At 38.6% G+C, this 24161-nt stretch carries 17 protein-coding genes and 1 other annotated feature; of the genes, 4 read left to right on the top strand and 13 right to left on the bottom strand.

The annotated features are described in order from the left end of the window. The first annotated feature begins 11 nt into the window (after positions 1 to 11). The 3 genes from LG377_RS01875 to LG377_RS01865 all read left to right on the top strand — a co-directional run bounded on the left by LG377_RS01875 (position 12) and on the right by LG377_RS01865 (position 3904). Positions 12 to 767 carry a MurR/RpiR family transcriptional regulator gene (locus tag LG377_RS01875; protein ID WP_225743030.1) on the top strand — a complete coding sequence of 252 codons (756 nt, stop codon included), beginning with the start codon at positions 12 to 14 and terminating at the stop codon, positions 765 to 767. Between the two features lie 165 nt (positions 768 to 932). After that, positions 933 to 2546: a PTS transporter subunit EIIC gene (locus tag LG377_RS01870; RefSeq protein WP_225743029.1), complete on the top strand. Its 1614-nt coding sequence runs from the start codon at positions 933 to 935 to the stop codon at positions 2544 to 2546. Positions 2547 to 2575: 29 nt separating this feature from the next. After that, positions 2576 to 3904, top strand: a complete 1329-nt coding sequence (locus LG377_RS01865; RefSeq protein ID WP_225743028.1) for a 6-phospho-alpha-glucosidase — start codon at positions 2576 to 2578, stop codon at positions 3902 to 3904. Positions 3905 to 3980: 76 nt separating this feature from the next. Here the strand turns inward: LG377_RS01865 and LG377_RS01860 are convergent, their stop codons facing one another. The 12 genes from LG377_RS01860 to LG377_RS01805 all read right to left on the bottom strand — a co-directional run bounded on the left by LG377_RS01860 (position 3981) and on the right by LG377_RS01805 (position 19318). Then, positions 3981 to 5297: an amidohydrolase gene (locus tag LG377_RS01860; RefSeq protein ID WP_225743027.1), complete on the bottom strand. Its 1317-nt coding sequence runs from the start codon at positions 5295 to 5297 to the stop codon at positions 3981 to 3983. After that, on the bottom strand, positions 5294 to 7000 hold the full coding sequence (locus LG377_RS01855; RefSeq protein WP_370632529.1) for an adenine deaminase C-terminal domain-containing protein: 1707 nt from the start codon (positions 6998 to 7000) through the stop codon (positions 5294 to 5296). The genes LG377_RS01860 and LG377_RS01855 overlap by 4 nt, the downstream gene beginning before the upstream one ends. A gap of 91 nt (positions 7001 to 7091) precedes the next feature. Beyond that, positions 7092 to 8141: an ABC transporter substrate-binding protein gene (locus tag LG377_RS01850; protein ID WP_225743026.1), complete on the bottom strand. Its 1050-nt coding sequence runs from the start codon at positions 8139 to 8141 to the stop codon at positions 7092 to 7094. Positions 8142 to 8174: 33 nt separating this feature from the next. Further along, positions 8175 to 9215, bottom strand: coding sequence for an ABC transporter ATP-binding protein (locus LG377_RS01845; RefSeq protein ID WP_225743025.1), 1041 nt, complete (start codon positions 9213 to 9215; stop codon positions 8175 to 8177). A gap of 60 nt (positions 9216 to 9275) precedes the next feature. Then, on the bottom strand, positions 9276 to 10055 hold the full coding sequence (locus LG377_RS01840; RefSeq protein ID WP_225743024.1) for an ABC transporter permease: 780 nt from the start codon (positions 10053 to 10055) through the stop codon (positions 9276 to 9278). Beyond that, the gene (locus LG377_RS01835) at positions 10048 to 10881 is read right to left on the bottom strand and encodes an ABC transporter permease (protein WP_225743023.1); all 834 of its coding nucleotides are present in this window, start codon (positions 10879 to 10881) and stop codon (positions 10048 to 10050) included. Before LG377_RS01835 ends, LG377_RS01840 begins: the two co-directional genes overlap by 8 nt. Before the next feature lie 913 nt (positions 10882 to 11794). Continuing rightward, positions 11795 to 12538 (bottom strand): amino acid ABC transporter ATP-binding protein, encoded by a 744-nt coding sequence (locus LG377_RS01830; RefSeq protein WP_225743022.1) that lies wholly within the window; start codon positions 12536 to 12538, stop codon positions 11795 to 11797. 15 nt (positions 12539 to 12553) lie between these two features. Next, positions 12554 to 13255 (bottom strand): amino acid ABC transporter permease, encoded by a 702-nt coding sequence (locus tag LG377_RS01825; RefSeq protein ID WP_225743021.1) that lies wholly within the window; start codon positions 13253 to 13255, stop codon positions 12554 to 12556. Between the two features lie 90 nt (positions 13256 to 13345). Next, positions 13346 to 14218, bottom strand: a complete 873-nt coding sequence (locus tag LG377_RS01820; RefSeq protein ID WP_225743020.1) for a transporter substrate-binding domain-containing protein — start codon at positions 14216 to 14218, stop codon at positions 13346 to 13348. Between the two features lie 268 nt (positions 14219 to 14486). Next, positions 14487 to 16307 carry an ABC transporter substrate-binding protein gene (locus LG377_RS01815; RefSeq protein WP_225743019.1) on the bottom strand — a complete coding sequence of 607 codons (1821 nt, stop codon included), beginning with the start codon at positions 16305 to 16307 and terminating at the stop codon, positions 14487 to 14489. A gap of 68 nt (positions 16308 to 16375) precedes the next feature. Then, on the bottom strand, positions 16376 to 17833 hold the full coding sequence (locus tag LG377_RS01810; protein ID WP_225743018.1) for an ABC transporter permease: 1458 nt from the start codon (positions 17831 to 17833) through the stop codon (positions 16376 to 16378). A gap of 18 nt (positions 17834 to 17851) precedes the next feature. Next, positions 17852 to 19318, bottom strand: a complete 1467-nt coding sequence (locus tag LG377_RS01805) for an ABC transporter permease (RefSeq protein ID WP_225743017.1) — start codon at positions 19316 to 19318, stop codon at positions 17852 to 17854. Positions 19319 to 19381: 63 nt separating this feature from the next. Next, positions 19382 to 19670, bottom strand: a binding site (T-box leader). Positions 19671 to 19814: 144 nt separating this feature from the next. Here LG377_RS01805 and LG377_RS01800 point away from each other — a divergent pair. Then, entirely contained in the window at positions 19815 to 21539 is a 1725-nt protein-coding gene (locus tag LG377_RS01800) for an ABC transporter ATP-binding protein (RefSeq protein WP_225743016.1), read from the top strand. Between the two features lie 89 nt (positions 21540 to 21628). Here the strand turns inward: LG377_RS01800 and LG377_RS12485 are convergent, their stop codons facing one another. Beyond that, on the bottom strand, positions 21629 to 24148 hold the full coding sequence (locus LG377_RS12485) for a glycosyl hydrolase 53 family protein (protein ID WP_305067544.1): 2520 nt from the start codon (positions 24146 to 24148) through the stop codon (positions 21629 to 21631). Positions 24149 to 24161: the final 13 nt, after the last annotated feature.

Genomic DNA, 24161 nt, shown 5'->3' with positions numbered 1-24161 from the left:
GGAGTCTACCCATGATGGATTTAAATAAATTAACGTCTGAAAAGCATTTAACTTCTCTTGAAGAAGAAATTTTCAAGTACTTTATTGAACATATCGATACTGTCCAAGACATGGGTGTCCGAGCTTTGGCAAAAGCTACTTTCACCTCACCTGCCTCCGTTATTCGTTTATCTAAAAAATTAGGGTATACAGGTTTTACAGATATGTATTATTCTTTGTTACCAATTATAAAAAAAGTAGAGTATAGTTCTGTTGATTCAGAAGAAACGATTTTAAGCACCGATTTGAAATCGATTATCCGAAACTGCTCAACCGAGACGACGCAACAATTTATCGATAACGTACTACTCTTGAAGAATCAATACATTTTTATCTATGCCACTGGATTTTCACAGATCACAGCGGAATATATTTACAAAAAATTACTCGTACTCGGTAGAAAAGCCATATTAGCTAGCGGTTCTGACTCCATTGGGGTCTTTGAGAACAATTTAGAGGATATTGGAGCCATGATCGTTGTGTCTAAATCTGGTGAAACAAAACAAGTTTACCAGAAGCTACAAACTGCAAAAGAAGCCAATATTTACACAGTTTCTTTTACTCGAGAAATCGAGAACCGAATTGGTCTATTGTCAGATTTGAATATACAAGTTTACGATTTCCATAAATTAGATGACCGCAATATGTTACCGAACTTGTTTTTCCCCGGTGTGCTCTTGTCCTTTGAATCCATTGTAGAACAGTATCTGAATCAATCAAATACTTGATCATTTTATGAAACGTGTTTCCCAATCAGGAAACACGTTTCTTTTGTGTGTAAAACGCTAACACTATAACCGCTTACACGTTATACTACTCGTAACAAAGGTCATTCTTATTCATTTTCGTACTGAACTGAAAAAGAATGAACAAAATCGTATTGGAGGAAAACAATGAAAGACAAATTGATGAACGGGATGCAGCGCTTTGCAAAAGCGATGTTTATCCCCGTATTGATCTTACCAATTGCCGGTTTACTGATTGCGATTGGGAATCTCTTCACCAACGCACAGTTGATTGAAACTTTTCCGTTTCTAGATAATCCGATCACAATGGGATTTGGAACTGTCTTATCAGGATCTTTGGTCTCTATCTTGACAAACCTTGGACTAATTTTCTGTGTGGGGATTGCAACAGGTCTAGCAGATAAGAAAAAAGCAGAAGCTGGTTTTACAGCACTACTCGGCTTCTTGGTTTTCATCTATGCGATGAATAACTTTTTACTCTTCAATGAGCTGCTTGTCGATCCTGAAGCATTAAGAGGTTCTGGACAAGCGATGGTATTAGGTGTTCAAGTACTGGATATGGGCGTCTTTTTAGGTATTATTCTCGGTGTTGTGACGGCTATTATTCACAATATGTTCGCTGATAAAGAATTTGACAATGCCTTTCAAATTTATGGTGGATCAAGATTCGTATTTATTGTTCTCATTCCTATTGTAGTCATATCTGCTATTTTAATGAGTTACGTTTGGCCAGTTATTCAATCAGGTATTGACTCTACTGGTACATTTATCAATCAAACCGGAAACTTTGGTTTGTTCTTATACGGTACACTTGAACGATTACTCATTCCAACTGGATTGCACCACTTGATTTACACACCTTTCTTATATACATCACTTGGTGGTGTCGCTGAAATTGGTGGCGAAGTTTTTGAAGGTGCCCGCAATATTTACTTTGCTGAGATGGCTGATCCATCTATCCGTGTTCTATCTGAAAGTGTCATCTGGGATGCTCGTGGGATCTCAAAAATGTTTGGTCTAGTCGGTGCTTGCTTGGCTATGTACCAAACAGCTAAACCTGAAAACAAAGCGAAAGCAAAAGCGATTTTAATTCCAGCAGTCTTTACTTCATTTATTGCTGGTGTAACAGAACCGATTGAATTCTCCTTTATGTTTATCGCGCCTGCCCTATTCGTTATTCACTCTGTTTTGAGTGGTTTGAGTATGGTAACACTGAATTTATTAAATGTTAGAGCCATCGGACCAAACGGCTTTATCGATTTCCTTTTATACAATTTACCACTCGGAATTGAACGTACGAGATGGCCGGTATTTATTTTAGTTGGTGTCATCTACTTTGTTATTTACTACTTGCTCTTCCGATTCTTGATTACGAAATTCAATTTCCGGACGATTGGACGAGAAGAAGCTACTCAAGAAACCAAACTCTATTCCAAAAAAGATTATCACGCAGCTAAGTCTGGTCAGATGGTCAATTCAGTTGTTGGCGATCAAGAGACCGAAAAAGAATCTGGTTCAGCTCCGTTGATTGTTCAAGCACTTGGTGGACCAGATAATATTGATACCATCACAAACTGCTATACCCGACTAAGACTGACTCTGAAAGATCCAGGACTAGTAGATGAACAAACGCTACGTGCCGATACAGGTGCAAGTGGTGTCATTGTAAAAGATCATAATGTACAAGTCGTATACGGCTTACAAGTGAATAGCGTCCGCAGGTCTGTTGAACAGTATCTTGGTCGTGACCCAGAAGAATAAAAATGAAACTCATGGAGGAGAAAATTAAAATGGATAAAAAGTTTTCAGTCGTTATTGCCGGTGGAGGAAGCACGTTTACACCAGGAATCGTTCGAATGTTATTAGAAAATCTGGACCGTTTCCCCTTACGCACATTGAAGTTATACGATAATGATGAAGAAAGACAAGCAACCTTAGGAAAAGCTCTTGCTATTTTGATGAAAGAACAAGCACCAGATATAGATTTTTCTTTCACAACGGATCCAGAAGAAGCGTTCACAGATGTTGATTTCTGTATGGCACACATTCGGGTCGGGAAATACGCAATGCGTGAACAAGATGAAAAAATCCCTTTAAATCACGGCGTTATTGGACAAGAGACTTGTGGTCCTGGTGGCATTGCTTACGGGTTGAGAAGTATCGGTGGAATGATTGAATTAATTGATCTGATGGAAAAATATTCTCCCGACTGCTGGATGCTGAACTACTCAAACCCTGCAGCGATCGTTGCAGAAGCGTGTCGTGTGATGCGCCCTGACTCAAAAGTCTTGAATATTTGTGATATGCCCGTTGGAACACTGAGAAGAATGTCCCAAATCGTCGGTAAAACACCAGACGAACTAGAAGTGCGTTACTTTGGATTAAATCACTTTGGTTGGTGGACAAGTATCAAAGATAAAAGTGGTCATGAATATCTTGATCAAATCCGCGAGTACGTGGCTGAGAATGGCTATCTAACATCTGTAGAAGTAGAAACACAACATACAGACCCAAGTTGGCAACAAACGCATAAAAAAGCAAAAGATCTGCTCGCTGTTAATCCAAGATATTTACCGAATACCTATCTGAAATACTATCTGTATCCAGATGATGAAGTGCGTCACTCTGACTGTTCTTATACACGTGCTAATGAAGTCATGAATGGCCGTGAAAAAGAAGTGTTTGATGCAGCGCGCACGATCACCGAAAAAGGAACAGCTGCTGGTGATGAGTTCCATATCGATAGCCACGCCTCTTTTATCGTTGACCTTGCACGAGCAATTGCATTCAACACACATGAAAGAATGTTGATGATTGTTGAAAATAACGGCGCTATCGCTAACTTCCCAGATGATACAATGGTAGAAGTTCCTTGTCTTGTCGGCGTCGATGGACCTGAGCCACTTGCACAAGGTAAGATTCCAGAGTTTGAAAAAACGTTAATGTATCAACAAGTTACCGTAGAAAAAATGGTTGTTGAAGCTTATATAGAAGGCAGCTATTTAAAACTATGGCAAGCTCTGACTTTATCTAAAACCGTTCCAAGTGCAGGCGTTGCAAAAGCCTTACTCGATGACTTGATTGAAGCAAATAAAGGCTTCTGGCCAGAATTAACTTAATTTATCTGCAGCAAACAAATAGACCCTGTACTTACTAAGCAACGAAGCTTAGTGAGCTACAGGGTCTTTCTATCTTTTAAAGACGATCTTTAGCGCTAGCAGTAAAATCCTCCATATGTTCAAAAAGATTTTGACGTAATGTATTCAGATTGTTTTCGTTCAATTGTTTATCTTTGATTTTTCTTTTTCCATGGATAAAGACGTCCTGAACATTGCTTGCATTCGCTGAGTAAACTAATGCCGCATAGGGATCGAATATCGGAAACATATTAACGGATTGTGTTTCCACTAATACGATATCTGCTTTTTTACCAGTTTCCAGTGACCCAACCTTGTTTTGTAACCCTAATACTTTCGCCCCCCCCATCGTAGCGAGTTCTACGATCTCAGATGCTGGAAAGGCACTCCTATCTTTCAGATTCGTTTTATGAAAATTCGCAAACAGCTTCATTTGAGTAAACAAGTCAAGGGTATTTCCACTGCTTGGACCATCTGTCCCTAAACCAACGGGTATCCCTTGTTCCAGTAAATCTTTTACTCTCGCTACACCTTTTGCTGATTTCGTATTTGCCCCGATGCAATGCGCAACACTTACTTTATGATCCTTCAGTAACTCAATGTCTTTATCACTCAAATGAATACAATGAGCCGCTACGAATCGGTTAGTTAATGCACCAATACTAGAAAGAAACTCAACAGGGGTCTGACCAAAAGTATTCTGGAAGTACTCCTGCTCATAGTCCATTTCTGAAACATGCATCGTAATCGGTACTTGATACATTTCAGACAGTTTAACCGCTTCTTGCAAGGCTTCTGGACTATTCGTATTTGGTGCATGTGGTGCAATGGCTGGTGTGATCAATTCATGGTTTAACCATTTTGGAATGAACGAGCGTGCGTAATCAAGCCCTCCATGTGCAGTCGTTGTATCACAGGTCGGAAAATCAATCACAGTCTCTCCTAAAATAGCCCGCGAGCCCATCTCCTCGGTTGCTTGCGCTATCGCGTCTTCGAAGTAGTACATATCCATAAAAGTTGTAACCCCGGCCAATTGCATTTCTGCAATTGCATACTTCCCACTATGATAGGCTAATTCTGCGGTCATACAATCCTTTTCTAAAGGGAAAAGGAAACGGCGTAGACGGTCTGGATAATCATCTCCTAATGACCGAAAAGGAATCATCCCGACATGTGTATGGGTATTGATCATTCCTGGCATAGCGATGGCCTGATGACCATCAATGACTTCTGTACCCTCCATTTCTTCGGGAAGATGCTCCATACTCCCAACAGAAGAAATGTTACTATCTTCTATTAAAATATAGCCTTTGGGGTACTCTCTTTTTTCTATATCCATCGTTAACACATGCACATTTTTAATGAGTGTTTTCATTTAATCTCCTCAATCAATGGAATTTGGACCTGCGTACGAACATCAAACATGCCCTGGTCCGTTATTTTTAAAACTGGTGAAACCGGTAAAGACAACGTGGAAAAAGACATAATTTCATTTGTATTGATATATCCTAAATCTTTCATCGCTTGGCGCACTTCCTTGAGTTGTTTACCTGTCTTTTCAATCGGGGCATCTGTAATGATCCCTCCAATAGGAAGCGGACAACATCCAGTCAACTTTCCTTCTCTAGTGACGACGTACCCTCCCTGCATCTCCAGTACTTTGTGTTGAGCCTTTAAGATATCCATTGCGGACGTGCCCATCACCATTAAGTTATGATGATCATGGGCCCACGTTGTTGCGATAGCACCTTTTTCAGTTAAGGCATTTTCTACTAAGCCAAAAGCAATCGCTCCGTTTTTACCGTAACGTTCCATAACTAGAATCAACGCTAATCCACTCGATTCCCAATCCAATACTCCATCTCGAATCGGCACCATTCGCTGAACGTGTTCTGTAAAAGTGCCTTTTTCTTGAATGCGAATCACATTACAAAGTGCTTTTTCGCCCTCAACTTTAATGATTAAATCTTTAGCCCCTAGCTTTTTACAATCAATGGATTGATAGAAATGAGCTGGAAAAACTGGTTTCGTTTCTGGATAATCAAAAGTATCCTCTTTTTGATACTTCAGCTGCCCGTCTTTGTATACTTCTGAAATGATGAGTTTGTTTAAGTCATCCAGTAAGATAAAATCAGCCTTTAACCCAGCTGCGATAGCGCCTCTGTCTTGAAACCTCATTCGTCTAGCCGGTGTATACGTACTGATATAAATCGCTTGTTCAACTGACATTCCGCAGTCTATTGCTAGTTGAACATTTGCATTTAAATGTCCTTTTAATAAATCATCCACGATAATATCGTCTGTTACCAACGCAATATATTCATAAAATTCATATTGTTTGATCATATCTATGTTTTCTTTATTAATCGATTTTTTCTGCAACTCAATGAACATGCCGCTACTGATCTTTTCATAAATCGATTCTGGCGTTTGCTGAGTATGATCCGCTGTAATACCCGCAAATTGAAATTTAGCTAAATCTATCCCTGTCACCCGTGGGACGTGTCCTTCAATCGGTATGAAAGGATCCACTTGCTGCGTTTCTTTTAAAATTTGGCGAATGAGGGAATCTGGTTCACTGACTATGCCTTTAAAATTCATTGCTTCTCCTAATGCAATGATTTGTGGAGAAGCTAGTAGCTCCCGAACTTCATTCAAACCGATTGTTCCACCCGTTGTTTCCATTACATTCGTTGTGGACGGTACTGATGAGGGAACGGCATAAAAGATATCCATCTCCGTTTTTTCATCCATAAAGGATTGGATGCCTTCCATACCAAAGACGTTTGCGATCTCATGCGCATCCGCTACAATTGTTGTAACGCCATGTGCCAAGCCCGCTTTCGAAAAGATAGAAGGTGGCATCATAGAACTTTCAATATGCATATGAATGTCTATCAGCCCTGGAATCATGTATTTCCCCTTAGCGTCTATAACTTGCTTGGCTGTTAGACCTTCTAAATCCTTTTGACCGATATAGAAGAACTTTCCCTCTAAAATAGCGACAGTTTTCTGTTCAAATGTTTTCAAAAAAGTATTATAAACTTGTGCATGTTTAACGATCAGATCGATTTCCATTTCATCGGTCACTCCTATATACGTATTCTAACGACTATCCGTAAAACAAAAAAGGATGGAACAAATGTCCCAGCCTTTTTTGAAGTCAAATTTATTGATTGATGGTTCTATTCCATTGATTGATCCAGTCTTCTAGGTGAGCATTTACAAACGTATAATCAATCGGCTGAGTACGTTCTGCAATGTCTCCGTATGTTTTGTCGGCAGCTACTTCTTCGCTTAGCTCAACGTTTGCATTCGTTGGTGCTTCATTCAGAGATTCCGCTGTCACTTGTTGCAATTCTTCACTGATTCTCCAGTTGATAAATTCATACGCTAAATCTTTGTTTTCAGAATTTACATTTACATTGACGGTATTGAAGTTCCCATAAGTTCCTGATTCTGGAACGACATACTGAACATCTGAATTTGCTCCTGAAATGATCGGTACAGCGAAATCACCAATTACAGCAGCCACAACTTCACCAGATTGGAACATGTTCACTAAGTCAGATGATTTACTATACGTTTTAACGATATTAGGAGATAATTCTTCTATTCCTTCAAGTGCCGCTTCACCATCATCTTCTTGTATATCCACACCTTTAAAGTCACTCGCTACATGAAGCATAGCTGGGCCAAAAGTTGTTGCCACATCTGGAACAGATATTTTACCTTCTAAAAATGGATCCCATAAGTCTGACCATTCTTCAATCTTCATTCCTGCAGCTTCTTCGTTATAAATGATTCCGATACTGTTCACTGTATAAGCCGGACCCGAACCATTTTCTGAAAGTTCTTTTGCGCTAGTGATCAAATTATCGATATTGGGTACTTTTGTCGCATCCAACTCTTCAAATAGACCTTCTTCAAATCCTTTTGCAGCATTGGATTGAGAAATATCTAGGATATCAACCGTAGTGTTGCCATTGCTCGCAAATTTTGTATAGCGCTCTGAACTTGTTCCTGTTTCCGTCACGATGTCGACGTTATGCTCTTCTTCAAATGGTGCGAAAATATCTTCTTCCATGACGTCTTCACTCAATCCGAACGTCGAAATCACTAGTTCTTGCTTGTTTTCACCTGTTGCATTATTACCACAAGCAGCCAAAACCGCTGTACTCATCAATGATAATCCTAATAATTGAATTTTCTTATTCATTTAAATATCCCCTTTTATCGTTTAATAGTATGGTCAAACTAAAATCAGTTTTTCTTCTGGTATATAAAGGCATACCTGATCTCCAGGTGCATAAGCAGTTGAATGACTATCTTGTACGAGTATTTTTCCAAGCGGTGTTTCGACTTCATATTGGTAACTTTTTCCTAAAAACGTGCGTACTTTCACTTCGCCGGGGAGTGTGTTTACCGTTTGTTCTGACCGTTCTTCAAGAAGTGTAATATCTTCCGGTCGAATCGTGCCCACTTTTTTCGTAGATTCCCAAGCACGCTTAGTCTTGAAAAGACTCCCATCTGGTGCCGCATAGGTCTGATCATCAACAAGCGTCAGATCAAAAAAGTTTTCAAACCCGATAAAGCGTGCTACAAATTCTGTTTTAGGGTAATTGTAAATCACTTCAGGTGAGTCAAATTGTTCGATAACACCTTGATTCATGACCGCTACTTTATCAGAGATAGAAAAACATTCTTCCTGATCATGGGTGACAAATACAGACGTGATCCCTAGGCGTTGCTGAATTTTTTTGATTTCTAAGCGCATGTTGATTCTTAATTTTGCATCCAGATTACTAAGTGGTTCATCCAGTAAAAGCAATTTTGGTTCAATGACCAATGCTCGGGCTAAGGCAACTCGCTGTCTTTGACCACCTGAAAGTTGTTTAGGATAACGATCCGCGAAGTCCGCAAGCCCAGTTACTTCTAACATTTCCATAACCTTTTTATGGATGGTATCTTTCGATTCTTTCCGTAATTTCAAACCAAACCCAACATTTTCTTTGATCGTTAAATGAGGAAATAGCGCGTAACTTTGAAACACCATTCCAAAATTTCTTTTATGCACGGGTACTTTTGTAAGATTCGTCCCTTCTACTTTAAATGCTCCATCATTTGGTTCAATCAAGCCTGCTATGACACGCAACGTTGTTGTCTTTCCACACCCTGATGGTCCTAATAATGAAACTAACTGTCCTTCTTCAATAGATAAATTCAAGTCTTTCAATATATTATTTTTCCCGTCGTAAGAAACGCGAATATCTTCTAGGTCAACGAATGACATACCTTTCTACTTCCTCCTTCAACTTCTAAAAAAAACAATCATAAATCCAGGCGTTTAACTTTAAGCTACACTCGCTAGCCCTAGTGTTTTCTCAATTAAATACATCAGTACAATCGTTCCCAGCATCAAAAGAACAGACAATGCAGAAACCGTCGGGTCGTAATTGTATTCGATATAATTCATTAATGTCGTTGGTAAGGTTGATACACCTGGTCCAGATAAAAATTGAGAAACAGGAATGTTATTAAATGAATTGATAAATGCGAGCATAAAGGAAGCAAAGATCCCTGATGTAATGTTCGGTAGTACGATGCGTATAAAAGCTTTAACTTTCGTGCAGCCTAGCGTCCAGGCAACTTCTTCAATAGAAAAATCCAATTGCTCCAGACTAGACCCGACAACTCGTATGACGTACGGTAAGCTGATCAGGAAGTGCCCCAGTAGTAATCCTTGATAGATCGGAAGATTCAGTTGAACTACAATAAATTGAAACAAGGCATATCCGACGACAACTCCCGGAATGACAGTAGGCGATAGGAAGAAACTTTTTAACCACGCTGTTTTTGGTGTTCGGTAACGCGCTAACGCGTAAGCCGCAGGAACTCCAACTGCTAGCGCCAATATTGTCGCAAGAAATGAAATTTGTAGACTCAAGAAAAAGCTGTCGATAAACGAACTAATTTCAAACACTTTTTTGAACCATTCAAAAGTGAAGCCTTCTATCGGAAATTGTATACTTGGATTTTCGCCAAAAGCTGTCACCGTAACAATGATTAAGGGCAAACAGAGAAATACAAAAACGAGTAAGACAAAAATCGATAATCCTCTTTGTTTACGCATATTCCTCACCTCGCTTATCCAATCTTGAAGCTAAAAAGTTGAATCCTTTCATAACTAACATCGTGGTCACAATCATGATTAAAGCAATCACACTAGCACTTTGCCAGTCGCCAAGTGCCATGGCATTTTGATAAAGGAAGGTCGACATCATCATATTTCGGTTACCACCAAGTAACTGAGGCGTTGTATAAGCCGTTAGCGTACCAGTGAAAACGAGAATACTTCCGACGATGATTCCCGGAATACTTAAGGGTAGAATCACTTTTATAAATGCCGTCAAACGATTAGCACCCAGCGTTTCCGCAGCTTCCATAATTTCAGTATCGATATTTTCAAAAGTACCTACAAGCGAGATAATCATTACAGGTAAAAACAGATAGAAAGACCCGATAATAATCGCAAATTCTGTATATAGTAACGTAATGGGCTCAGAAATCATTCCAGTTGCAAGCAGTAAACTGTTAATAATACCGTTTCTTCCTAAAATATTGATCCAAGCAAAGCTTCGAACAACAGAATTGGTCAGTAGCGGAAATAATGTTAAAGACATCAGCAAACCGCGCCATTTTCTTGGGCTATTAGCGATAAAATACGCTGTAGGCACCCCAAAAATAATACTGACAAAGGTAACCATTAGAGAGATTTTGATTGTTCGATATAAAATATTCACGTTATACGAATCTTGGAAAAATAATAGATACGCATCAAATGTAATACCACCTTCATAGAAAGTCGGCCATATGATAGTAATCAGGGGAAGAATCAAAAAGAAAAGTAACAGCACCAAGCCAGGTGCTAATATTAAATAGGAGGTTTTTTTAGACATTCTGATAAATCATCCTTTTCATGAGTTAAAACTGTCATTTTTTCAGTAAATCCATATATTTGATCTACTATGTATATCAATTGTTAAGTTATCGTAAGCATACAATGAATTATAGGTAAATAGAAATAACATTTCAACATAAAAACGAATGTAAGATGAAATTCTAATAATTAATGTTCGTGTTTAACTTTAATAACGGTTTCATTAAATCCTCTATTTTTTAGTCAAACTACTATATCTCGAATACTGGCGCAAACTAAGACAAGTCGTACGGTTTTGCGCACTTTTTTTAAACATCTTGAATCATATGAGAATATTATGGCAGTTTTCCTCATAATAATTATTGTGGCTTCTACAAGATTACTTGATTGTTTACCCCATTGACCCAGCTCATTCTTTTCTTTAAAGTGAATTTAGTAAGACGTACTAGTTCCAATGGAAACACTTTGCTAACATAGTATACGACTCACATCTCTTGGCATAGAAAGGTAGATTATGAATGGACAAAAAATCTTTATTTTTAACTGAGCTTGTATTTTTATTCGCTGTTCTTTTGTTTTTATATTTTTACTGGAGTACTGGGATTACTAGTCATGTTATAACCGCATTAATCCTATCCCCTGCACTATTGCATATACATAAAAGACGCGTCAAACAAAAAAATGAATAAGGATACTTACTTAACACATCATAGCTAGGGCTTCGTATAGTATAGAATGGCTCTAGTATTGATATGTTTAAAGAAACTAAATCTGATTTAGATCGTCAACTTAAAAATAGAACCAAAAAAATAACCACTCTCGGTTTCGACGAGTGGTTATTTTTTGCTGCTTTCGTTATTCTCTTCATTCTTTATACACTGACATAATGTGTCTAAAAAGTTTGACTTACGTTACTTCTCTTACTTTGTTTTTTACTCGTCTTCTAAAAGTGCCAAAAACTCTCTTGTACGGGCTTCTTTAGGATTAGTCAGTACTTCTTCAGCTGGACCTTCTTCTAAAATATACCCTTCGTCCATGAATAAGGCACGGTTCGCGATGCGTCTAGCGAAGTGCATTTCATGGGTAACGATGACCATCGTCTGTCCTTCTTTTGCCAGATTTTCTATGACTTTGAGTACTTCTCTAACTAATTGAGGGTCTAGAGCAGAAGTAGGTTCATCAAACAATAATACCTCTGGGTGCATCATCAAAGAGCGCGCAATCGCAGCACGCTGTTGCTGACCACCTGATAAAGCGTCTGGATATTTATCTTTATGTTCCACTAAGCCTACTTTTCGAAGGATCTCATTCGCTTCTTCCATCACTTCTTTTTTATCCCTTTTTTTCACTGTGAGCGGTGCTTCAATAATATTTTCCATCAATGTCATATGAGGAAACAAGTGAAATCCTTGAAAGACCATCCCTGAGTACTGCCTAATTTCTTCTATATCCTTTTTACTTAATTTCGTTTTCCCGAACTCAACTTGCTTTGAACCGATTTTCAATTTCCCTTCGTTCGGTTTTTCCAGTAAATTCAAGCATCTTAACAAAGTTGTCTTGCCAGAACCAGAAGCGCCTACCAGACAAACAACTTCTCCTTTATTTACATTGAAATTGATAGATTCTAAAACGGTTTGATCTCCAAATGTCTTTTTCAAATTTTCTACTGTAATCATTTCAAAGTTGCCCCCTTATCCTTTAGCTAAATAACGATTAAATCGTACTTCTAATTTGCTCTGAATCGTTCCAATCACTACACTGACTAACCAATAAATGATTGCAACGGTTATATACATGGTCATACTATCGTACGTTCTTCCTGCTATCAAGCGTCCGCTATAAAGTAGTTCCTGAACTGTGATAACCGATGCAAGGGAAGTCCCTTTTAACACATCCATAAAGATATTGAAAATAGGGGGTACCGCAATTCTAGTTGCTTGAGGAATCACAATTCTTCTCAAGGTTTGAAAATAGTTCATTTGTAGTGTTTCAGCTGCTTCCCATTGCCCTTTAGGTACAGAAGATATTGAAGATCTCACAACTTCAGCCAAATAAGCTGCAAAATTTAAACTCACCCCAACGATAGCGGCTACAATCGCACTTGAAAATTCTATTCCAATAACTGGTAGGCCATAATACAAAATAAAGACAAACACTAAAAGCGGTGTCCCTCTCATAAATGAAATATAAAACTTAGCTGGCAATCTAAATATGGCTAATTTCGACATTCTCGCAACTCCAACAACGATTCCAATCAAGAGTGCAAAAACCATACTAAATCCGGCAATAATCATCGTGATACGCAATCCTTGAAGTAAAAAAGGAATCGAATCGATTGCTAAATCAAAATCGTAGAGATATTCCCATTTGATTTCTGAGAAAAATTCAAACATGTTGTGCTCCTTTCAATATCCAAACCAATAGAAAAGAAGATACGAGAAGCTCCCATAGAGCTCCTCGTATGTCATTGACTGAATGTGAGCTTACTCGCCTTCTAGACTAACCACTTCTGATTGATCAATTGGTTGTGTAGAATCTGCTCCTAAAAATTCTTCAGACAATTCTGCAAGTCTTCCACTTTCTCTAACGCTTTGTAGACCTTCTGACAGTTTATCTCTTAAAGCTAGATTACCTTTTAATACAGCTAAAGCACTTTCAGTTGGGTGATATTTGACATCTTCGGCAACAACTAAGCTGTCATCACCAAATGACTCAACGTTTTCTTGAAGAACTAAGCGGTCATTCAAGTATGCATCTTGGTTGCCATTAACGATATCTCTTAAGATTGTATCTGTTCCACCGTCATAAGCCGTTCCGTTAGCTCCAATGTTATCAGCAAAAACTGCGTAATTACTTGTTAATGATCCTAATCCAATGTTACGTCCTTCTAAATCATAAGCAGAAGTGAACTCATCCAAGTCATCTGCACGAACGATTGCTGATCCATAAGAATATTTATGTGAGTCAACAAAATCAAAAATTTCCAAACGCTCTTCTGTGATGGCGAAATCGTTCGCTGCTACATTGATTTGCTCGTTACGTAATGCTGGTAGTAATCCATCAAATTGCATCGTCTCGAATCGAATATCTATGCCTAATTCATCTGTAATATCACGAAGCAATTCTACTTCAAAACCTGTTAACTCATTATTATCATCCAAGTAAGTGATGGGTGAATATGTTCCTGAAGTTCCAACGACTAGTTCTCCTGCTTCTTCAACATCTGTCCAAGAAGTATCTTCTTCCGTTGTTGCTTCTTCTGATTCGTTTGTTGCCGTGTCTTCTGTAGAATTGCAAGCTGCTAGCAATAGTCCTACCGTTAGTAATGAAGTGATTCCTAATTTTTTATTGAACATGATTTTTTTCTCCTCATCTTCTTGATTCAGTTAAATTTGTTTATTTTGAACACCGGTACGCTAATATAGCATTAATGCGTCTTAGTGTCACGCTTCTGAGCTTACTTTTTATTAGTCTTAAATCAATTTTAAAAATTTGTTCACTTATTGGACTACTCTTGAATATTTTATAAATAGGTAGAAAGATAGCCTGGTCAATAACAGTTAGTTTAATGTTGATTGGCCAGGCTTTTATCTTTTCAGTTCTATCTAACATGATTTTCTACTATTATTCTGCTTGCTCCAAGTATTTAGACAAGTGATCTTGAACGAGATCTGCATTTGCTTCTAATTCATTTCCTGTGTCTACTAAAGGTGATACTGGAGAGAACGCTTTTTTCTTTTGTCCATCATAAGACTGAATAAAGTCTTCTTGATTGATTGAGTGAACGATTGCTTTACGCAAATCAACACTGCCAGCAGTTTTGCGATCTTCGTTCATTGTATTGATGATCAAATAACTTACGGCGTTACTATCTCCCGTTTGTAATTCAAGATTTTCTTCGCCTTCAACCACTTCATATTGTGTTTCGCTCAATCCATAAAGCAAGTGAACTTCTCCACTTCTTAAAGCAGAAAGCGCGCTGTCCATGTCTCCGATGAAACGCACAGTGATGTTCTCGATATTTGCTGCATTCTCAGTATCTGTCATATAGGCAGGGTTTTTCTGGAATGTTGCTTCGTAATCATTTTTAGCAATCATAATATATGGCCCACTTGCATAAAGGTGGTTATCGTAGGTGTCACCTTCTGTAACGGCGCGTTGATCTCCGTATGCAATATCTGTATCCACATTATAGTTATCGATATCGTATGTGTTGACGCTCTCTACCTGTTGTTCAGATACGATTCCAGCTGATTGGTGTGCTAGATAGTTTAGTACTTGCGGGAAGGGTTCAGTCGTTGTCAATTTGACTACTTGATAATTACCTGTTGCACTATCTGCTTGTGTTTTGTCTGTTACCAAGCTATTGATTGGTGTATCTAATCCTGCTTCCAACGCTTCTTTAACTGTTGTGTTTCCATCTGCTAATTCTGCAGTTTCTAGTTCACTTAGATCATCTACAACAGACACTTCGTTGATATATTCGTGTAAACTATAGGTTCTTTGGTCTGGAACAGACTCTGGATCACTTGCGCGGTCTAGTGAGTAAACAACGTCATCAGCTCCAACGCGTTCCCCGGTATCCACAGCTTGTCCGTCCTCAACACTTGCGAAATTAATATCATCTCTCAAGATAAAGTAGTAATCAGAATTGCCTTCTGCAATCGCGTGGTTGTAACTTAGTGATGCATCAGACGTTACTTGATCATCTTCTGTAAGATTCACTAAACGTACATACATATTTGTATTTAGTTGATTGATAGATGAGTCATTTCCTTTAATAGGATCAAGTGAAGTCAAATCAGACTCCATTTGAGTCAATACGAGTGTTTCTGAGTCATTCATCGCCTCATCATTGAACGAAACTGGATCCCAAGCAAACGCTCTAGATTTATATAAATTCACTGAATCTGGATTGATTAAGTCTTTGTCAAAAGCTTGTGCTTTCAACGAATTATAAAGACCTGCGATATATGCGTTCTCTGTAACAAGCTCATTTTCAAGCTGGTTATACGTCTCTGTATACTCGCCCTCTGTTTGTGCAGCAGCTTGATTGATCAATTCATCGATTTCGGTGTTTGGTTCAATGACGCGACTGTCTCCGTCACTAGTGAAAATCGAACGAACAGCATAGTCTGGATTCCCTGTTACCGTTGTCCAACTTGCAATAGAAACATCGAAGTTCCCAGCATCTCTTTGCGCTCTATAACTTGCGTAATCCGGTTGCTGGTTTACGTTGACTTCAAAGCCATTTCTAGTTAACTGGTCGCGCAAAATATTTAAGTCTTTTTCGTCTGCAGCTGCACCAAGTAAATCGATCTCTACTGTTTCTTGATTGTTGCTTGAACTTCCGTTATTGGCTTGATCTTCGGTTGTAATACTGTCGCAAGCTGCCAAAGCCAGTGTTCCTAATATCATAACTGTACTGAATAATTTCTTTTTCATCTATTTTTCCTCTTTTCTGCTTTTGATCTTATTTTATTTAAATTATGCTTATACCTTTTTAATCGTGCTTAAGATAATCTTGGGTCTGTAGCATCTCTTATACCATCTCCCAAAAAGTTGAAAGATAAAACGAGTGCAATAATGGCTAATCCGGGATAGATAGCCAGATAAGGTTTTGTCTCAAGATAAGAACTGCCCGTCCGAAGAATATTTCCCCATTCCGGTATATAGTTTTCTACACCTAAGCCCAAATAACTCAAACTACTTGTCGCAATAATCGCTGATCCAATCGTTAAGGTTGCACGGACGATCATTGGCGCCATAGAATTTGGAATCACATGCTGACGAATAATATTGAAATTACGATTTCCAATAGCTCTAGAAGCTTCAACGTACTCCAGATTTGTGACTTGAATAACATTTGCACGCATCGTTCTCGCATAACTTGGGATGTACCCTACACTTAAAGCGATGATCAAATTCGTTGTTGAAGCGCCAAAAGCTGCCACAATCGTGATGGCTAAAAGGATTCCCGGAATCGCATATAAGATGTCCAAAAACCGCATGATCAGATTATCTGTATGGCGTCCGTAATATCCAGAAATTGCCCCTAGAACCCCACCAAAGATAAACGGGATAAACGTTGCCAGCACGCCGACTGCTAGAGAAATTCTAGCACCAAAGATAATTCTGGAGAAAACGTCTCGACCAAAGTTATCTGTTCCAAAAGGATACGCAAGATTTGGTGGTTGTAGAATCGCGCTATAGTCATTTGTGACTGCAAACCGGTAGTTGAACGTCCACACACTACAAATGGATATCGCTACTAGAAAAACAATAAATAGCAGTCCCAGCATCGATGCCTGGTTTCTCAAAATCTTCTCGCGGATTCCTTTTCGTTTAGTGATAGCTTTGTTCGCATCTTGAACCATAGAAGCTGACACGAATAAAACGAAAAGATTTCCTGTCAGAACCGTTAACGTAAACAATAGAAGAAACAACTTTTTAGGTCCTGGTGATAAAGCAATCCATTTATCGTATCCAATAACTACGATGACGTGGAAGACCAAGATGACTAACAATACAATCATAGCGGGTATAAAAGAATTGGTTACATAAGCTTTAAACAAATTTAATGCTGAAACGCCTATGACTAATAAATCTGTTAAAACCATATATACGGCATAGATATAACCTGGAGATACTTTCCTTTTGATCACATAAAGGGAAGAAAGTACTAAAAACAAATTGCCGATTGCTAGAGTGAGCGTTAAAAGTCCAGCAATAATCTGACTAGTCCGATTAATCACCAATGATTTTTTACTATCTTTTCTAATTTTTACAGTTAATAACGCTTGTACGATTGTAGCGAAGCCGTTTAATCCAGCAAGCAATAAAATAAAAGGCTGTACTGAAAATGTACTGAAATCCATCGCTGCAAATCCTAAAACCACTGTATATAGAAGAGAAAGACCTAATGAAAATTCTACTTGTTTGTAAACAAGTGTATCTTTGTATGACTTCAAAGTAATATTCTCCTCTCTTTAATAGCGTTTCAGGTTTGTGCGGATTCTAGGATCGATAAATGCGTAGAGCATATCGATCACTACATTGACAACGGATAAAACAATCGCGATATAAATAACGCCACCGAGCACACTTGGAATATCCGGTATAAATTGGCGTTCTACAATATAACGTCCGATTCCGTTGATGTTAAAGACTTGCTCTGTAACTGCCGCACCTCCGAGTACACCACCAAACTGTAAACCAATAATGGTTACAATTGGAATTAACGCATTCGGCACCGCATGTTTTAATATCACGCGACTATTCGATAGCCCTTTTGAACGAGCAGTCAAGATGTAATCTTCATTAATCACTTCTAGCGTGGATGATCGTGTCATCCTCGCGACCGAAGCCATCAGCAATGTCCCTAGAACAACCGCTGGCATAATCAGCGAAGCAAAGTTTTCTGTATTGAACGTTGCTGGTAACCATCCTAGATTAATAGAAAAGACGAGAATAAATACGAGCCCTTGCCAGAAACTTGGAATAGATAATCCAATTAATGCGATAAACATAAATACGTGATCGAACAGTGTATTTGCCTTAACGGCTGAGTAAATTCCTGCAGGTAAAGCAATAACCAGTGCAATAATCAGCGCAAAAACAGATAATTCGAGCGTAACCGGGAATCTTCTCATGATTGTTGAGACAACAGCTTGATTTCCAGAATAGGCATTCCCGAGATCAAAACTGAAAACCCCTTTAATGGTTCGACCAAGTTGAACGAGATAAGGATCATCAAGGCCGTACATACCACGAAAGTTATCTATCTGTGCCTGAGTAGCTGTTTCACCAATAATATTTCTAGCAGGATCGGATGGTGAAAAGTAGAGTAAGGTAAATACGATAACGGTAACCCCTAAAATAACAAACACCATCATCAGCAACCGTTCAAATAGATATTTCAAAAACGGAAAAGCATGTACGATCAATAGAGCATACATTGGGAACCCTAGTACAACAGACAACACAAAATATTTCGGGTCTAATAGAAAGCGCACGGTCTGTCCTAAAAACGTCACTTTCTCTCTACCAGACTCTTGATAAATCTCATGAGCTTTCTGATCTATAGTTTCTTGAAATTGTTTTGAAAAGACTTGCTCAACCTTTCTATCGGTTTCTTTTTCAGAAAGTTTTTTATTGAAAAATGCCTGCTTACTTTGCTCTTGTTGTCTTAATCGATTTTTTAGTTCAACATCATACCCTTGTTGCACTAGTAGTTGCTCCGCTTCACTGCTGACTTTTCCATTTTGTTTTTTTATATATTTCTTATTTAGAAATACTAGTAAAACGACTAGTTGGAAAGGAAAACCTAACAACAATAAACCGATTCGATAAATCCAGTTCATGTAAGCTTTCTCGTACTGTCGGGCAGTTTTTTGAAGAACTCCCTGATCTTGTCTAATAATTGTTTCTGCTCCCACTTCTTTCCCTCCGTTCATCCCGTACACCTTTTATTGACGCTCTAGACATAAAAAAGCCCTTAAAAACAGAATAATTCTGAATTTAAGGGCAAAATAGTCGATTTTACGGTTCCACCTTAAAGAATTGTACAACTCTAAACCTGAAAAAACCTCGGCTTGGTTCTACAACATCTCATTCAGTACTCGGATAATGATCCTCTATACTGTAAAGCTATAACGGGCTTACCCGACACAATCTAATTCTTGAAACAAGAATTCAACAGTATGACTCCAAGACGCACTTCCAGACATTCCTCATTATCCCTTCTCAGCAAATAGGGACTCTCTTTGAAATCGCAATGATCTGTACTCTTCTTTTCTTAGTCTTTTAACTTATTTTTTCAAAGTAATATGATTGAACACAATATACCAAATTGCAAATACAACGTCAAGTCCTAAACGCTCATATTTTTCTAAACTATTGACAAACATGCTATAATCAAACTATTCTAGGCAAACTTTGAGGAGCGGAACTATGGAAAAACTGCTTGACGTAAAGGATTTATCTATTGTATTTGAACAAGGAGATACTTCTAATGAAGTTGCCTCTGGTGTTCATTTCGAAGTTGCAAAAGGCGAAACATTAGGTATTGTAGGAGAATCTGGAAGTGGTAAAAGTGTCACTGCACGCTCGATTATGCGCCTACTACCTCCGAACGCCCAAAATGGAGAAAACAGTAAAGTGGTTTTCATGGGTAAGGATTTAACTCAATTAACTGAAAAAGAAATGCGAAAAATACGTGGTAAAGATATTGGAATGATTTTTCAAGATCCAATGACATCACTCAATCCGACTATGACGATCGGAGACCAGATAACGGAAAGCATCCGATTTCACCAGAAACTGAAAAAAAACTCCGCAAAAGACGAAGCGTTGAACATTATGAAACTTGTGGGCATCAAAGATGTGGATTTCAGATACAAACAATACCCTCACGAATTTTCAGGTGGTATGCGACAACGAATGATGATTGCTATTGCCTTGGCTTGTAATCCAGCTCTATTAATTGCTGATGAACCAACAACAGCTTTGGATGTTACGATACAAGCTCAGATTTTAGAGTTACTAAAAGATATCCAGAAAAAATTTGGCACTTCTATTATCTTAATTACGCATGATTTTGGTGTCGTCGCTAACATGTGTGATCGCGTTATTGTGATGAAAGACGGAAAAGTGGTTGAAAGCGGCACGACTACAGATGTATTCAAGCATCCAAGTCATCCATATACTAAACGATTACTAGATGCTGTTCCCAATCTTCAGAATGAACAGAAAACAGTTTCCAATGTAGATCAGTCTAAAAAACCGCTACTTTCTATCAAAAATTTACAAAAACATTTTGATATGGGTAAAGGCGCTACTTTGAAAGCCGTAGATGACATTACTTTTGATATCTACGAAAATGAAACACTAGGTTTAGTTGGGGAATCTGGTTCCGGGAAATCGACTACAGGTAAAACGATTCTTCGACTTCATGAAGCCACCGGTGGTGAAGTGATTTACGAAGGCTTTGATTTGAACCATCTAAATGCTCGTGAAATGAAAGACATGCGAAAGTATATGCAAGTGATCTTCCAAGATCCCTATGCTTCTCTTGACCCTCGTATGAAGGTCTTAGACATCATTGGTGAGTCTCTTGACGTTCATGGCTTAGCAGAAAACAAAAAAGCCCGTTACGATAGAGTCGTCGAACTACTGGAATTAGTTGGTCTGGAAGCGTCCTTTGCGATGCGGTACCCACATGAATTTTCAGGTGGTCAGCGTCAGCGTATTGGTATTGCGAGAGCTTTAGCTGTTAATCCAAAGTTTATCGTTTGCGACGAACCATTATCGGCATTGGATGCTTCTATTCAATCTCAAATCGTAGAGCTACTAGAGGACCTTCAGAAAAAACTAGGGTTAACTTATCTGTTCATCGCTCATGACCTTTCTATGGTTAAGCGTATCAGCGATCGTGTAGCGGTTATGTATAACGGCCATTTAGTTGAACTGGCAGACTCTGAGGAGCTATTCTCAAACCCTATCCACCCGTATACGAAAAAATTGTTAGCTGCGATTCCAGTTCCTGACCCAGCTTACGAAGCAACTCGTAAAAAATCGGTGGAAGAATTTGACGCAGCTGCCTATGACGCTTCGGCAACGACTTTCCAGGAAGTTTCATCAAGACACTGGGTAGCTATGCCCCATAAAGAAAACTAGTAAAAGAATTGTCCCGTAATCACAATAATAAAAGGTACTACGCCAACAGAAATCGGTGTAGTACCTTTTATTATTGAAGCTTATTCATATTACATAGTTTGTATCCTTTTATCTCGAAAGATGAAGAGGCTCAATCCAAGAATTATACTGATCCCACCTAAGAAGCGGAAAGAATTTTTAATCGATCCCGTTTGCGGAAGCTTTGTCTCTTTAGTCCCGTCTGTTTTCGTACTTTCTTCGGTCGTTTGACCTTTACTTTCTGATTCAAGTGATGTCGTCTTATCACTTTCAGCTTCCGCATTAGATTGAGTAGGTTGAACCGTTACTACTATAGACTCCCCACGATTTCCGATTTCATCTAATGCATACAATTCAATTTGTTCTCCCTCTTTAAGAGGCCGTTCTAGCGCAATTTCAAATGGACTATTGACTGTCGTACGACCAATTTCTTTTTGATCAATCATAGCGACAATTGTCGTATCCATTTGTCCATTCCCTCTAATCTCTCTATCCCCTGCATATATAGGTTCAATTACTGGTTTAGTAGGTAGCTTAACGATTATAGGTTCTTTATCATTTGAAGGCTCTTCCGAGTTTGTATCTGGTTCTGGTAAATTTTCTTCTGGCACTGAGGGTCCTGCTTGATCTTCATCGTTTCTTTCTAAATCACCAATACGATTTACGACAAAATCGTCTATTGATCCCCAGGCTCCTCCGTCGGCCAAAACGTTCATACCTATAGTCAGAGTACCATTTTCCACAGCAACGCCTTCTACTCTAGGATTAAGCCAGTTTGCCCATCCATTAACCCTAGTACTGACCTTAATCTCATCTGTACTTGTCTCTGCAAATAAATATATTTCTGAATTGCGAGCATCTCCACCTTGAATATGAGCGGCTACCTCATAAATTCCTGGTTCTAAATTTTGAATAGTTTGTTGTAGTCTAAAGTTCACTTTTTCTGAAGAAAAAAAGTGTGCTGAGTAATTCCCAGATTTTGCATCTGAAGCATTGTTCTGAAACGTTACATGTTCTTGAACGGCTGCTGGATAGCTAATATGCCACATCGAGCGATCAGCTTCTTCGAAACTTGGATTTACCGTATAATTGACTGCTGTAATCGTAACAGTTGCGGTTGTTTTCGTACCATCTTCTAGCAGTCCATTGATTGAATAGACTCCGGTAGTTCCTACTACAGCTTTTTTCAAATCTTCTTGGTTCCAACTTACAGACTCTAAACCTTCTGTATTGTCGTTATATATCACAGTTACGTTTTCCGGAAGGCTGATGGGCTCTCCTAATAAAAACTCTAAGTTAACTGATTTGATATTTTCCACTTTCACTTCTGCTATTGCACCTGTATGGACATACTTAAAGGTATTGATGGAAGATAAAGGATGTCCGTTGAAGTCAAACAGCGCTTGATTATCGACTGCTGATCCGCCATACCATTCGCCAGCATCTTCTGGATCATATTCTGCCGCAAAGCTAGAAGCCCATCCTGATCCATAAGTCTCCCATAATTCACGGTTTTCTTCTATGCTTTCAGGTGGTCCCACAGGAAGCCATGCTGGTTCCCAATAGAAAACCCCAATTCCTTTTTCACCGACGTCAACAACTGATTGAATAACCTCTCTTAGAGAGCGTGCTTGACCTTGAACAGTAAAAGGATAGTTTGTAACTAAGCCTTCTCCAGGTACAGTATTGGGATGGCCGTCACCATCTTTGTCAGTATAGGCATAAGATGTTTCAGCCACCATGACTTCTTTATCGTAGGTTTCTGCTACATTAGAAAGCACTGCCGTTAAATTGTCTAAAGTCCCATGCCAGAAAGGATAGTAAGAACTTGCAAACACATCATAATCCACTTCGTTAGAACTTAATTCTCGTGCAATATTTTCATAACTTCCGACCCTTTCAGGATTTGTAAAATGAAGTGCGATTTTCATTTCAGGATCAATGGCTCTAATCGCCCTACTTCCAGCATTGAAAAGAATCGACATATTTTGCCAAGTGTTTTCTCCAGCTATCGCGTTGTTGGTCTCATTACCAACTTGAACCATACCGATATCAATACCTTCATTTTTCATTTGAGTGATTGCGTCATAGGTAAAATCATAGATTGCTTGTTCTTTTTCTCCTAAATTGTATCCTTCCCACTCTTTTGGCGTTTGTTGTTTAGCTGGATCTGCCCAGAAATCTGAGTAGTGGAAATCCACTAAAACTTTCATCCCATTTTCCGTAGCTCGTTTACCAATTTCAATAGCTTTTTTTACATCGTTATTTCCGCCACCATAACTCATTCCCATAGAATCAAATGGATCATTCCATACTCGGACTCTAACATAATTAGTTCCTGATTCTTTAAACGTCTTGAATACATCTTGTTCTTGTCCATTTTGATTGTAAAATTTCACACCGCTTTGCTCTAAAGCTATTACACTTGAAATATCTACTCCGTGAATAAAGTCATCTGAGATTCCTTCTACTTTTTCAACAAAAATATCTGATACTATCGGCTGCTCTTCAGCACGAACGCTATTTGTTTGCAAAAACGTTACTGAGACACTTCCAATTAACATAAGTCTTTTCAACCAAGTAAGATTCATTTCTATTCTCCTT

The organism is Marinilactibacillus sp. Marseille-P9653, assembly GCF_916618885.1.
Lineage (GTDB): Bacteria > Bacillota > Bacilli > Lactobacillales > Carnobacteriaceae_A > Marinilactibacillus.
Note: the sequence above shows the minus strand (reverse complement) of the source record. Positions and strands in the feature narration are given on the sequence as shown.